The following is a 12,757-nucleotide window of genomic DNA, read 5'->3' as shown; positions in this document are numbered from 1 at the left end:
TTCGTTTACTGGTAAACGAAGCCCATGACGATGCCGATCAGGGCGAGCGCCTCACAGAAGGCGAAACCCATGATCTGGTTGGTACGGATCAGGCCGGCAGCCTCGGGCTGACGGGCCAGGGCCTGGGTGCCGTTACCGAAGATGATGCCGACGCCGACGCCGGGGCCAATCGCGGCGAGGCCGTAACCGATCGAGGCGACGTTGCCGACGACGTTGGTCTTGGCAGAGCCGGCGGCGAGGTTGACCATTTCGAGAGCAGCGGACATGCCGTTACTTCCTTCTCATTTCACGGACCGGTGGGGGTTGGCCACCGGACAGCTGTTGGGCTGGGAGGCGAGGGTGCTCAGTGGTGCTCGGCGAGCGCGCCCTGGACGTAGTTGCAGGCCAGGAGGACGAAGACATACGCCTGGACGGCCTGAATGAAGAGCTCGAAGGCGGTCATCACGATCGTCATCACGAAGGACGCGCCCGCGTAGACGATGCCGATGCCGTTCAGCAGGTACCAGCTGGCAAGGGTGAACAGCAGGATCAGCAGGTGACCGGCGAACATGTTCGCGAAGAGCCGGACCGCGTGCGTGAACGGGCGGATGATCAGGTGCTGGAGCAGTTCGAGCACCATGATCAGCGGCAGCACCCAGCCGAGCGACTTGTCGTAACCCGTGATGTTCTTCAGGCCGCCGACGAAGCCCTGCTTCTTGAACGTCAGGCTCAGCCAAAGGACATAGACCACCAGGGCAAGGCCCATCGGGAAGGCGATGACCGATGTCACCGGAAACGCCATCACCGGGACGATGGACCAAATGTTCATGATCCACACGAAGAAGAACAGCGAGACCATGAAGGGGACGTACTTGTCGCCCTCCTTCTTGCCGAGCGCGTCATAGACGAGCCCGCGGCGCACGAAGTCGTAGCCCGCCTCGCCAACCATCTGGAGCTTTCCGGGCACCACCTTGGCCCGGCCGAATGCGGCCCAGAAGAACCACACCACGACGATCGTGCTGAGGAACGCCAGCAGCATCGGCTTGTTGAACTCGTAGCCACCGACGGTGAACAGGGGCTTGAAGACGAACGAATGAAGGCCCGGGGCCTCGAAGCCACAGCCGGAAAAAATGTGGCAGTCGGTCTCGAAGGCGAGCATCGTTTCAGCACTCACCGCGAGCTCCTTCAGCGTGGCGCATGGGTACGGCAACCTCGTTGTGTCGGCGCGGCGTTGAGCCACGGAGCGGCACTGGACTGGTCTTACGGATTTGGGGGCGGCGGGCGGGCGCTGGGCCCTGCCACATCACAGGCATCGGCCGCGAGAACCGCCCATTCCATCGAGTGGAACCCGGGAGCTCAGCCGCCTGCGCCAACTGTGCCGCAGTTGAAACCGGACGATAGCAGGCCCGCAAGAGGGCATTTATCTCGGCCCTACGTGTCACGTCGGCGACCCCGCCGTCTCCGCCTTCTTCGTTTCGGCGGAGTCGGGTTCCACATACAGAATCTTCGCCTTCATATGACCGCGGGTCTGTGCCGCGATCCACACGAGGGTGGCGCCGAGCAGGGTGAACGCAAATGCCTTGGTGTCGAAGAGCGTGGTGCCCTTGAACGCGATCAGGAAGACCGCCACGAACAGGATCTGCACCGTGTACAGCAACAGACCCATCATCTGGAACAGCTGCGGGTGGTTCTTCGCGGTCTTCTGGAGGACCACGAGACCGGCCCCCATGACGAGCACCACCAGCGCGGTCCCGATGACGGCGCCGAGCGCTCCCGCCACACCGGCGACCACAGCACTCACGGCAACGGCGACAGCGCCGGCGGCGAGGGTGGGCACAACGGCGTGAAGGAGTAGTCGGGCGTCATTCGACTGCATGGCGGCGCTCCGGCAAAAGATGTGGGGTGTGTCGTCATGGACGAGCGTAGACCCGGCCTGAGGCGGAACCTGCGGCCCAAGGGCAGTCGCACTACGACCCTTCGGCTCTATCGCCGGGTTTCGTGAACGGTATCACAAACTATTTGATGAGGTCTTTACCTGGTTCGTGTGGACCCTGTCACACCTGAGCGTGAACGTGCGCGTTGGTGCACGGACAGCCAGCTTTATGTCTGGTATGGGGTCAACCGACCCGATTCCTGTAGCACGTTCGGGCGACCGACGGTGCGGATCAGTGGTGACTGTCCGCCCTGCGGTGTCCCACGAAGCGTGAGCGGTCGCCGATCGCGGTGGCCCCGTTGATGCCCGCGGGGACCGGCTCCCGCTCCTCCTGCGGCCCGGTGACGCTCTCCTCGTCCCACGCCGCGGCCGGCGCCTCCGGAGCGGTTGCACGGGAGACCCGGCGGTAGCGCGGGGGGACCATCCACTCCGCCCAGCGCGGCGTGCGCGGGGTGAAGCGCGGCAGCAGGAGCAGCACCAGTCCGACCGCGCTCAGCAGCACGATGCCCAGCACGATCCACATGCTGGCGTTGTTCACCGAGTACGCGACCGCGCCGAACGCGATCAGGGCCGACCAGAAGTACATGATCAGCACGGCCCGGCTGTGCGAGTGCCCGATCTCCAGGAGCCGGTGGTGCAGGTGCCCGCGGTCGGCCGCGAACGGCGACTGGCCCTTCCACGTACGCCGCACGATCGCCAGGACCAGGTCGGCCACCGGCACCGCGATGACCGTCAGGGGCAGCAGCAGCGGGATGTAGACCGGCACCATCGCGTGGGTCGCCTCACGCAGACCGCCCGCCTTCACATTGAGCAGGTCCGGGTCGACCTGGCCGGTCACCGAGACCGCGCCCGCGGCCATCACCAGGCCGATCAGCATCGAGCCCGAGTCACCCATGAAGATCCGCGCCGGATGCATGTTGTGCGGCAGGAAGCCCAGGCACATGCCCATCAGGACGACCGAGAACAGCGTGGCCGGCGCGGCCGCCTCGATGCCGTAGCCGAACCACATCCGGTACGCGTACATGAAGAACGCCGCGGCGGCGATGCACACCATGCCGGAGGCGAGGCCGTCCAGGCCGTCGACGAAGTTCACCGCGTTGATGGTGATCACGACGAGGGCGACGGTCAGCAGGGTGCCCTGCATGGGGGTCAGCGAGACCGTGCCGACGCCGGGGATCGGGATCCAGAGGATCGTCAGGCCCTGCAGGACCATCACGCCCGCGGCGATCATCTGGCCGCCGAGCTTGACCAGGGCGTCCACGCCCCACTTGTCGTCCAGGACGCCGAGGAGCCAGATCAGGGCGGCGCCGGAGAGCAGCGCCCGGGGCTCGTCGGAGTTCTCGAAGACGCTCTTGAGGTTGGTCAGGTGCGAGGCCACCAGCAGACCGGCGCACAGTCCGCCGAACATGGCGATACCGCCGAGCCGCGGTGTCGGCTCGCGGTGCACGTCGCGGGCGCGGATCTCCGGCATCGCACCGGCCGCGATCGCGAACTTCCGTACCGGCCCGGTCAGCAGGTAGGTCACCGCGGCCGTGACGCACAGCGTCAGCAGGTATTCACGCACGGGCTGCCCCATTGGTATAGCTGGCCATCACAGCCCCACACCCTATGCGTGTCAGCCCCCTGGCCGTGAATACAGGAATAGACGCCTGGCGTCAGCGGATGGTTCCACCATCACCCGCGATCGGGATAAGGCGGAAAGCCATGGACCAAAGCGACGGTCCTGGAGCGGGCACTGCCGTCCTCCTCCAGCGCCGCCACGATCAGCTCGGCGACCGCCGTCATCTCCGCCTCGCCCATCCCCTGTGTGGTCACCGCGGCGGTCCCCAGCCGCAGGCCGGTCGGGCGGGCCGCCAGGTCGTCGGGGGCCTCGGCACACGGCAGTGCGCAGGTGTCCAGCACGATCCCGGCGGCGGCCAGCCGCCCCCGGGCGGTGCGGGCGTCCAGGCCGCGGGGAGCGGTGTCGACGGTGATCAGATGGGTGTCGGTGCCACCGGTGGTGACCGTCAGGCCCTGGGCGGCCAGTGCCCCGGCGAGCACGCGGGCATTGGCGGTGACCTGGTGGGCGTACGCGGCGAAGGCGGGTGTGGCGGCCTCGCCGAAGGCGACGGCCTTGGCCGCGACCGCGTTCATCTGGGCGCCGCCCTGGGTGAAGGGGAACACCGCGCGGTCGATGCGCTCGGCCAGCTTCGCGCCGCACAGGATCAGCCCGCCGCGCGGCCCGCGCAGCACCTTGTGTGTGGTTCCGCACACCACGTGCGCGTACGGGACGGGACTGGGCGCCGCTCCCCCGGCGATCAGCCCGAGCGGGTGCGCGACATCCGCGATCAGGTATGCGCCGGTCTCGTCGGCGATGTCGCGGAAGGCGGCGTAGTCGATGTGCCGGGGGTAGGAGATCGAGCCGCAGACGATGGCCTTGGGCCGGCGGGCGCGGGCCAACTCCCGGATCGCCTCGTAGTCCAGCAGTCCGGTCTCCTCGTCGACGCCGTAGCCGGCGAAGTCGAACCAGCGGCCGGAGAAGTTGGCGGGCGAGCCGTGGGTGAGGTGCCCGCCGTGCGGGAGGGACATGGCCAGGACGGTGTCGCCGGGGCGCAGCAGGGCGGCGTAGGCGGCCAGTACGGCCGAAGACCCGGAGTGTGCCTGGACGTTGGCGTGTTCGGCGCCGAAAAGGGCCTTGGCGCGTTCCACCGCGATCCGCTCGGCGAGGTCGACGATCTCGCAGCCGCCGTGGTGCCTGGCCCCCGGGTAGCCCTCGGCGTACTTGTTGCCCAGCGGGGAGCCGAGGGCGGCGAGGACGGCCGGTGAGGTGAAGTTCTCCGCGGCGATCAGCTGCAGTCCGTCGCTCTGCCGGGCGCTCTCACCGAGCAGTACACCGGCGATCTCGGGGTCCTGGTGCAGCAGGGCGGCGAAGTCCGGGGCACCGGCCGGCCGGACGGCGGCGTCACGGGCGGCGGCCCGTGCGCGGTCCTCGGCGGTCTCGGCGGCCCCGGCGGCGGGCTCGGCGGCCCGGGAGGGGCCGGCCTCGGTCTCGTGACGGGGTGACGCGGTGGTGGCAGGCATCGCTTGCTCCCGGCCTCGTACGGGGACGTAGTCCCAATGTAGGCGCGGCGGGGAGTTCGGGCGCGGTGTGCGGGCCGACCGGGTCCTGCCGCCCGCACAGGGCCGCTGAGGGCCGCTCTCCCCGGTCTGTGGGCGAACGGGCCTCAGGCCCGCGCCGGGACCCCGGTGAGGGCGGTGACGACCGGGTCGAGCGCCTGGTTGATCTCGTCGCCGATGGAGCGGAAGAAGGTGATGGGCGCCCCGTAGGGGTCGTAGACCTCGTCGGACTCCGGGTTGGGCGCCAGCAGCCAGCCGCGCAGCGCCGCGGCGGCACCGACCAGCGCGCGGGCGCGCTCGACCAGCCCGCCGTCCGGCAGCTCCGGGTCGGGCTCGGGCAGCGTGGCCGGGTCTATGGCCCGCACCAGCCGGTTGAACTCCTTGAGCGTGAAGGTGCGCAGCCCCGCGGAGTGCCCCATCGAGATGACCTGGGCGCGGTGGTCACGGGTGGCGGTGAGCACCAGGTCGGCGCGGATGACGTGCTCGTCGAGCAGTTCCCGGCCGAGGAACCCGGCCGGGTCGGCACCGTAGTCGGTGAGCACCGTCGCGGCGTGGGTCTCCATCGGCGCGCCTTCGTGGCCCCAGGTGCCGGCGCTCTCCACGAGCAGCCCGCCGCTGCGGGCGTCGCCCAGCCGCAGCTCCAGGGCACGGCGGTGCAGCCGCTCGGTGATCGGCGAGCGGCAGACGTTGCCGGTGCTGACGTGGAGGATCCGAAAAGGGGGTGAGGGGGGTACAGGGGGGTGGGTGCCGGTGCCTGGTCCCGCTATGCCACGCCCCAGGGGCGCCATCAATTGGCCACCTCGAGCTCGGGTACCACCTTGCGCAGCTCCTCCGCGCTGAGCGCGCCCTCGCGCAGCAGCACCGGGATCTTGCCGGTGACATCGACGATCGAGGAGGGCACGGCGGCGGGCGTCGGGCCGCCGTCGAGGTAGACGGAGACGGAGTCGCCGAGCATTTCCTGTGCGGCGTCGCAGTCCTGCGGGGACGGGTGGCCGGTGAGGTTGGCGCTGGAGACGGCCATCGGGCCGAACTCGGTCAGCAGCTCGATCGCGACGGGGTGCAGCGGCATCCGCACCGCGACCGTGCCCCGGGTCTCGCCCAGGTCCCAGGTCAGCGACGGCTGGTGCTTGGCGACGAGGGTGAGCGCCCCGGGCCAGAAGGCGTCGACCAGCTCCCAGGCCTGCTCGGAGAAGTCGGTGACCAGCCCGTGCAGGGTGTTGGGGGACCCGACGAGGACCGGGGAGGGCATACCGCGGCCGCGGCCCTTGGCCTCCAGCAGGTCGCCGACGGCCTCGGCGCTGAAGGCGTCCGCACCGATGCCGTAGACGGTGTCGGTGGGCAGCACGACCAGCTCACCGCGGCGGACGGCCGAGGCGGCCTCGCGCAGACCGGTGGTGCGGTCGGTCGCGTCGCTGCAGTCGTATCGCCGTGCCATTACGGGACCTCCTCGTGCGAAACGAATACTTCGGATGCATCGGCTGCATCAGGCGCCGAAGCGGAACGCGTCATGGCGTCGCCCGGCGCGCGGTGGCGAAACGGGGCCTGTTGTTGAGGTCCGGGTGGTCGGCCGCATCGGCCCAGCCCCGCTCCTCGGTGAAGATCCACGGCACCTGCCCGCCCTGGGTGTCGGCATGCTCGATGACGACCACTCCGCCGGGGCGCAGCAGGCGGTGTGCGGTCCGCTCGATGCCCCGGATGGTGTCCAGGCCGTCCTGGCCCGAGAACAGCGCGAGCTCGGGGTCGTGGTCGCGTGCCTCGGGTGCGACGTACTCCCACTCGGTCAGCGGGATGTACGGCGGGTTGGAGACGACCAGGTCGACCTGCCCGTCCAGTTCGGGAAGCGCGGTCAGCGCGTCGCCGTGATGGAGAACGACGCGGGACCCCTCGACGTTCTTGCGGGCGTAGTCCAGTGCCTGTTCGGACAGCTCCACGGCGTGCACCCGCGAGCGGGGCACCTCCTGGGCCAGGGCCAGTGCGATGGCCCCCGAGCCCGTGCACAGGTCGACGATCAGCGGCTCGACGACGTCCATGGCCCGTACGGCGTCTATCGCCCAGCCGACCACCGACTCGGTCTCCGGGCGGGGCACGAACACCCCGGGCCCGACGGCGAGTTCGAGGTAGCGGAAGAACGCCCGGCCGGTGATGTGCTGGAGCGGTTCACGCGCCTCGCGGCGGGCGACGGCCTCCCAGTAGCGGGCGTCGAAGTCCGCGTCCTTGACGTGGTGCAGCTCCCCCCGCTTGACGCCGTGCACGAACGCGGCGAGTTCCTCGGCGTCGAAGCGCGGCGAGGGCACACCGGCGTCGGCCAGCCGCTGGGTGGCCTGGGCCACCTCGGCGAGCAGAAGGTTCACGGGGCCTTCCTCCTAGTGCGCTGCGTCTTCATTGTGCGGTGCCGGGGCCTGCGGTACCCCGGCGACGGGGCCCGGGGCCGGGGCCGGGGGCTACGGATCCTGCGGGCCTACTGGGCGGCGGCGAGCTTGGCGGCCGAGTCGGCGTCGACACACGCCTGGATGACCGGGTCGAGTTCGCCGTCGAGCACCTGGTCCAAGTTGTACGCCTTGAAGCCGACCCGGTGGTCCGAGATGCGGTTTTCCGGGAAGTTGTACGTACGGATGCGCTCGGAGCGGTCAACCGTGCGGACCTGGCTGCGGCGGGCGTCCGACGCCTCCCGCTCGGCCTCTTCCTGGGCGGCGGCCAGCAGCCGGGAGCGCAGGATGCGCAGCGCCTGCTCCTTGTTCTGGAGCTGGCTCTTCTCGTTCTGGCAGGAGACGACGATGCCGGTGGGCAGGTGGGTGATGCGCACCGCGGAGTCGGTGGTGTTGACGGACTGGCCGCCGGGCCCGGAGGAGCGGTAGACGTCGATCCGCAGGTCGTTGGGGCCGATCTCGACCTCGACCTCCTCGGCCTCGGGGGTGACCAGCACGCCGGCCGCGGAGGTGTGGATGCGGCCCTGCGATTCGGTGGCGGGCACGCGCTGGACGCGGTGCACCCCGCCCTCGTACTTCAGCCGCGCCCAGACGCCCTGCCCCGGCTCGGTGGCGCCGCCCCCGCCCTTGGTCTTCACGGCGACCTGGACGTCCTTGTAGCCGCCGAGGTCGGACTCGTTGGCCTCCAGGATCTCGGTCTTCCAGCCGGCCCGCTCGGCGTAGCGCAGGTACATCCGCAGCAGGTCGCCGGCGAACAGCGCGGACTCCTCGCCGCCCTCACCGGCCTTGACCTCGAGGATGACGTCCTTGTCGTCGCTGGGGTCGCGCGGGACCAGCAGCAGCCGCAGCTTTTCGGTCAGCTCCTCGCGCCGGGCGTCGAGCTCCTTGACCTCGTCGGCGAAGTCCGGGTCGTCCGCGGCGAGTTCGCGCGCGGTCTCCGTGTCGTCGCCGGTCTGCTTCCAGTCGCGGTACGTCGCGATGATCGGGGTGAGCTCCGCGTAGCGCTTGTTGAGCCGCATGGCCTCGCGCTGGTCGGCATGGACCGCGGGGTCGGCCAGCCGCTTCTCGAGATCGGCGTGCTCGCCGATCAGTTCCTCGACCGCCTCGAACATCGTGGGGTTCCTCTACTGGCTGCTGTGGTGATCCGGGTACCGGGGCGCTGGCACATCTGCGGCTGCGCCGCGGGCCCCGGCCCCCGTACGGGAGCCCAGGGCCAGGACGACAAAACGCCGGTCCGGTCACCCCTGGGCAGGGGCGACCGGAGACCGGCGCCGTGCGGGTCGCTACTTCTTGGCGGCTGCAGCGCCCTTGCCGAAGCGGGCCTCGAAGCGGGCCACGCGGCCGCCCGTGTCCATGATCTTCTGCTTGCCCGTGTAGAACGGGTGGCACTCGGAGCAGATGTCGGCGCGGATGGTGCCGCCGGCGACCGTGCTACGGGTGGTGAAGGACGCGCCACAGGTGCAGCTGACCTGGGTCTCGACGTACTCCGGGTGGATGTCGCGCTTCAAGGGATTCTCCTAGGTTCGGGAGTGCACCGGGTCGTGCTGCGGGTTGCGTCACGTGAACCGGGGCCGACGGTCCAGTCTGCCAGGACTAGCCGTATCTCCCAAAACCGGGGTACGGCCGCGGCTATTCCCCGGGCCGGTTCCGGGGCCGCCGGGCCCCGGAACGCCCGCCGTCCGGCTACTTCACGTACTTGTCCGTGCCGCCCTGGTCACCGGCCGAGCCCTTGATCGCGGACTTGGGGATGTCCTTGTCCTGGCGCAGCGCGTCCCAGACCTGCTCGCTCTTCTTCGTCAGCGGCACCACGCGGGAGGGGTTGGCGGGGTCGTACGTCACCGGCATCGTCACCATGTCGATGTGGTCCGACCCGATGTTGCCCAGGCTCTTGGCCAGGCCGGTCAGTTCGCTGACCGAGTTGAGGTCGGTGTCGGTGGTGACGGCCTTGGTGGCCGTGTCGGCGATGTCGTAGAGCTTGGTGGGGTTGGTGAGCACCCCGACGTTCTTGACCTGGTTCATCAGGGCCTTGATGAACGTCTGCTGCAGCTGGATGCGGCCCAGGTCGCTGCCGTCGCCGCCGGGCACCCCGTGCCGGGTGCGGACCAGGCCGAGCGACTGCTCGCCGTTGAGGGTGTGCTTGCCGGCCGGCAGGTGCAGATGGCTGTTGTTGTCGTCGATCGGCTTCTTGGTGGTGACGTCCACCCCGCCGAGCGCGTCGATGAGCTTCTTGAAGCCGGTGAAGTCGACCTCGACGAAGTGGTCCATCCGGACCCCGCTGATCGACTCCACGGTCTTGACGGAGCAGGCCGGCCCGCCGACCTCGAACGCGGTGTTGAACATCGCCCGCTGCGCGCCGGGGGCGTCCTTGCCGTCCTTGGTGGTGCAGTCGGGGCGCTTGATCATGGTGTCCCGGGGGATGCTGACCACGCCGGCCTTCTTACGGCCCTTGTACACGTGCACGATCATCGCCGTGTCGGAGCGGGCGCCGCCCTCGTCCTTGCCGTACTCCCCGTTCTTGCCGGCGCGGGAGTCGGAGCCCATGACGAGGATGTCCATCGAGCCGTCGTCGACGTTCTTCGGCCGGTCGTGTCCGAGGGCGGCGTTGATGTCGACGCCCTTCAGATTGCCGTTGAGCTTGAAGTAGACGTAGCCGAGTCCGGCCCCACCCAGCAGTACGACGCTGGTCAGCGTGCACAGGGTGATGGTCACTGCTCGGCGGCGTCGGGTCGGGCCCTTGCGCCGGCGGCCCGTGGCACGTATGCCGCGGGCACGACTTTCGGCCGTCTGCGCGGTCCCGCTGCTGTCCGCCATCTGCTCCTCAGTCCTCATTCGCTCGGCTGCCCCTCGCCGCCGCCGTGCTGTGTGCTGACACGGCCCGTTGCTCCTTGTCAGACGGGAGGTCGACGGGAAGGGTTGCACAGCGAGTCATGAGCGATTTCTTAGAAATCCTCGGGGGTCCGCTCCGCAGGCCCAGGACCTTCACCCTTCCCACCTGGGCTTTCGGCCCTTTTCCCGGCTTGGCTGAAACCATGCGGCTTGCGCGGATCTGTGCGGAAGGTCTCAAGAGCGGCGTGTGTGGGCCCGCGGGGCACGGGGCAAGCACCCGGCTCCGTACCGCGCCCGGCCCCGCCCAGCACACAGCCCCCCTCACCCACGAAAGGGTGAGGGGGGCTGTGCGGTACGGCGCCGTGCGCCCTGCGGGCGTCAGTCGTTGCCGTTGCCCGCGGTCGGCGTCGTCTTCTGGATCTGCAGCAGGAACTCCGCGTTGGACTTCGTCTGCTTCATCTTGTCCAGCAGCAGCTCGATGGCCTGCTGCTGGTCCAGGGCGTGCAGCACCCGGCGCAGCTTCCACACGACGGCGAGCTCATCGCTGCCCATGAGGATCTCTTCCTTACGGGTGCTGGACGCGTCGACGTCCACCGCCGGGAAGATGCGCTTGTCCGAGAGCTTGCGGTCGAGCTTGAGCTCCAGGTTGCCGGTGCCCTTGAACTCCTCGAAGATCACCTCGTCCATCCGCGAGCCGGTCTCGACCAGCGCGGTGGCCAGGATGGTCAGCGAACCGCCGTCCTCGATGTTGCGTGCGGCGCCGAAGAAGCGCTTCGGCGGGTAGAGCGCGGTCGAGTCGACACCACCGGACAGGATGCGGCCGGAGGCCGGGGCGGCGAGGTTGTAGGCACGGCCCAGACGGGTGATCGAGTCCAGCAGGACGACCACGTCGTGCCCCAGCTCGACGAGGCGCTTGGCGCGCTCGATGGCCAGCTCGGCGACGGTGGTGTGGTCCTCGGCAGGCCGGTCGAAGGTCGAGGAGATGACCTCGCCCTTCACCGAGCGCTGCATGTCGGTGACCTCTTCCGGACGCTCGTCGACCAGGACGACCATCAGGTGGCACTCGGGGTTGTTGCGGGTGATCGAGTTGGCGACCGCCTGCATGATCATGGTCTTGCCGGTCTTCGGCGGGGCCACGATCAGACCACGCTGGCCCTTGCCGATCGGCGTGACCAGGTCGATGATCCGGGTCGTCAGACCGCCCGACTCACCCTCCAGGCGCAGCCGCTCCTGCGGGTAAAGAGGCGTCAGCTTCCCGAACTCCGGCCGTCCGCGGCCCTGTTCGGGCGCCACGCTGTTGACCGTGTCGAGCCGCACCAGCGCGTTGAACTTCTCGCGCCGCTCGCCGTCCTTGGGCTGGCGGACCGCGCCGGTGACGTGGTCGCCCTTGCGCAGGCCGTTCTTGCGGACCTGGGCGAGCGAGACGTACACGTCGTTCGGACCGGGCAGGTAGCCGGAGGTCCGGATGAACGCGTAGTTGTCGAGGATGTCGAGGATGCCCGCGACGGGGATCAGGACGTCGTCCTCGGAGACCTGCGGCTCGTTGCCGAAGTCCTCGCGGCCCCCGCGGCGGCCCCGGCGGTCGCGGTAGCGGCCGCGACGGCCCCGGCGGCCGCCCTCGAAGTCGTCGTCGTCATCGGTACGGCGGTCGCGCTGGCGCTGGCCACCCTGACCGCCCTGACCGCCGCCGTCACCGGCGTCGCCCTTGCGGCGGTCACCGCGGTCGCGCTGGCGCTGGCCGCGGTCGCCGCGGTCGCCCTTCTGGCCGCGGTCCTGGCGGTCGCCGCGGTCCTGACGCTCGCCGCCCTTGCCCGTCCGGCCCTCGCCGGACTCCTGCGGGGCGGTCGCGGTGTCGGCCTTGGCGTCCGCCTTGACCTCGGTCTTCGTCTCGACCCTGGTCTCGGTCTTGACGTCGCCCGAGGCGCCCTCGGGGCTGCCCGCGGCGGCGGTGGCGCGGCGCCGGCGGCGCTCGCCGGCGGGCTGCTCGTCGCTGACGGGCTGGCCGGGGATGTCGATCTGCTGCTGGGCGCCGGACTTGTCCGCGGCCTTGCCGCCCTTGGCGGCCTTGCCCGCGGTCTGCTCCGCGCTGTCCTCGCCGGTACGGGCCTTGGAGGTCGTACGGCGCTTGGGCTTGGTCTCGGTGTCTGCGGGCGCCTCGGCCTTGGCCGCGGAGCCCGAGCCGGAGGCCTGCTTCTCCTTGATGACCTCGATCAGCTGGCTCTTGCGCATCCGCGCGGTGCCCTTGATACCGAGGCCGGAGGCGACCTGCTGCAGCTCCGCCAGGACCATGCCGTCAAGGCCGGTGCCGGAACGGCGGCGCCGTGCGGTAGCAGGAGCGGCGGGAGCGTCCGCGGCGGGCTCGGTGGCACTGCCATCGGTGCGCGCGCCCATCAGATCGGTGGTGTCGCTCACGAAGGGTCCTTCCCTGGAGCGGGCGTCGGCCTGTCTGGCTCGGCGACCGGTTGTGCTGTCCGGCTGGGTCCTTGGTCTTGTGGAC

12 protein-coding genes are annotated in these 12,757 nt (G+C 69.9%); all 12 read right to left on the bottom strand.

Translation table 11 applies throughout. The features are described from left to right. Nucleotides 1-5: 5 nt before the first annotated feature. Nucleotides 6-266, bottom strand: coding sequence for an ATP synthase F0 subunit C (gene atpE, locus CFW40_RS24685; protein WP_085922929.1), 261 nt, complete (start codon nt 264-266; stop codon nt 6-8). Between the two features lie 77 nt (nt 267-343). Beyond that, a complete protein-coding gene (gene atpB / locus CFW40_RS24680) occupies nt 344-1,138 on the bottom strand; it encodes a F0F1 ATP synthase subunit A (RefSeq protein WP_088800048.1) in 795 nt (264 codons plus the stop codon). Between the two features lie 279 nt (nt 1,139-1,417). Beyond that, on the bottom strand, nt 1,418-1,855 hold the full coding sequence (locus CFW40_RS24675) for a hypothetical protein (RefSeq protein WP_088800047.1): 438 nt from the start codon (nt 1,853-1,855) through the stop codon (nt 1,418-1,420). A gap of 289 nt (nt 1,856-2,144) precedes the next feature. Then, nucleotides 2,145-3,488, bottom strand: coding sequence for an MraY family glycosyltransferase (locus CFW40_RS24670; RefSeq protein ID WP_176956396.1), 1,344 nt, complete (start codon nt 3,486-3,488; stop codon nt 2,145-2,147). A 98-nt stretch (nt 3,489-3,586) separates the two neighbouring features. Beyond that, nucleotides 3,587-4,972, bottom strand: coding sequence for a serine hydroxymethyltransferase (gene glyA / locus CFW40_RS24665; RefSeq protein ID WP_088800045.1), 1,386 nt, complete (start codon nt 4,970-4,972; stop codon nt 3,587-3,589). A gap of 143 nt (nt 4,973-5,115) precedes the next feature. Beyond that, entirely contained in the window at nt 5,116-5,796 is a 681-nt protein-coding gene (locus CFW40_RS24660) for a protein-tyrosine-phosphatase (RefSeq protein ID WP_176956397.1), read from the bottom strand. Beyond that, nucleotides 5,796-6,443 (bottom strand): L-threonylcarbamoyladenylate synthase, encoded by a 648-nt coding sequence (locus CFW40_RS24655; RefSeq protein ID WP_088800044.1) that lies wholly within the window; start codon nt 6,441-6,443, stop codon nt 5,796-5,798. The genes CFW40_RS24660 and CFW40_RS24655 overlap by 1 nt, the downstream gene beginning before the upstream one ends. A gap of 70 nt (nt 6,444-6,513) precedes the next feature. Continuing rightward, entirely contained in the window at nt 6,514-7,359 is an 846-nt protein-coding gene (prmC, locus tag CFW40_RS24650) for a peptide chain release factor N(5)-glutamine methyltransferase (protein WP_088800042.1), read from the bottom strand. 107 nt (nt 7,360-7,466) lie between these two features. Then, nucleotides 7,467-8,546 (bottom strand): peptide chain release factor 1, encoded by a 1,080-nt coding sequence (gene prfA / locus CFW40_RS24645; protein WP_088800040.1) that lies wholly within the window; start codon nt 8,544-8,546, stop codon nt 7,467-7,469. Nucleotides 8,547-8,717: 171 nt separating this feature from the next. Beyond that, nucleotides 8,718-8,942 carry a 50S ribosomal protein L31 gene (rpmE, locus tag CFW40_RS24640; RefSeq protein ID WP_086716401.1) on the bottom strand — a complete coding sequence of 75 codons (225 nt, stop codon included), beginning with the start codon at nt 8,940-8,942 and terminating at the stop codon, nt 8,718-8,720. Between the two features lie 175 nt (nt 8,943-9,117). After that, the gene (locus CFW40_RS24635) at nt 9,118-10,245 is read right to left on the bottom strand and encodes an LCP family protein (RefSeq protein WP_088800038.1); all 1,128 of its coding nucleotides are present in this window, start codon (nt 10,243-10,245) and stop codon (nt 9,118-9,120) included. A gap of 393 nt (nt 10,246-10,638) precedes the next feature. Beyond that, a complete protein-coding gene (gene rho, locus CFW40_RS24630; RefSeq protein ID WP_088800037.1) occupies nt 10,639-12,672 on the bottom strand; it encodes a transcription termination factor Rho in 2,034 nt (677 codons plus the stop codon). Between the last annotated feature and the right edge of the window lie 85 nt (nt 12,673-12,757).

Origin of the sequence: Streptomyces sp. 2114.4, assembly GCF_900187385.1 — a bacterium.
In the GTDB taxonomy this organism is placed as follows: domain Bacteria; phylum Actinomycetota; class Actinomycetes; order Streptomycetales; family Streptomycetaceae; genus Streptomyces; species Streptomyces mooreae.
The sequence above is the reverse complement of the archived record's forward strand: the minus strand, read 5'-3'. Positions and strand labels throughout refer to the sequence as shown.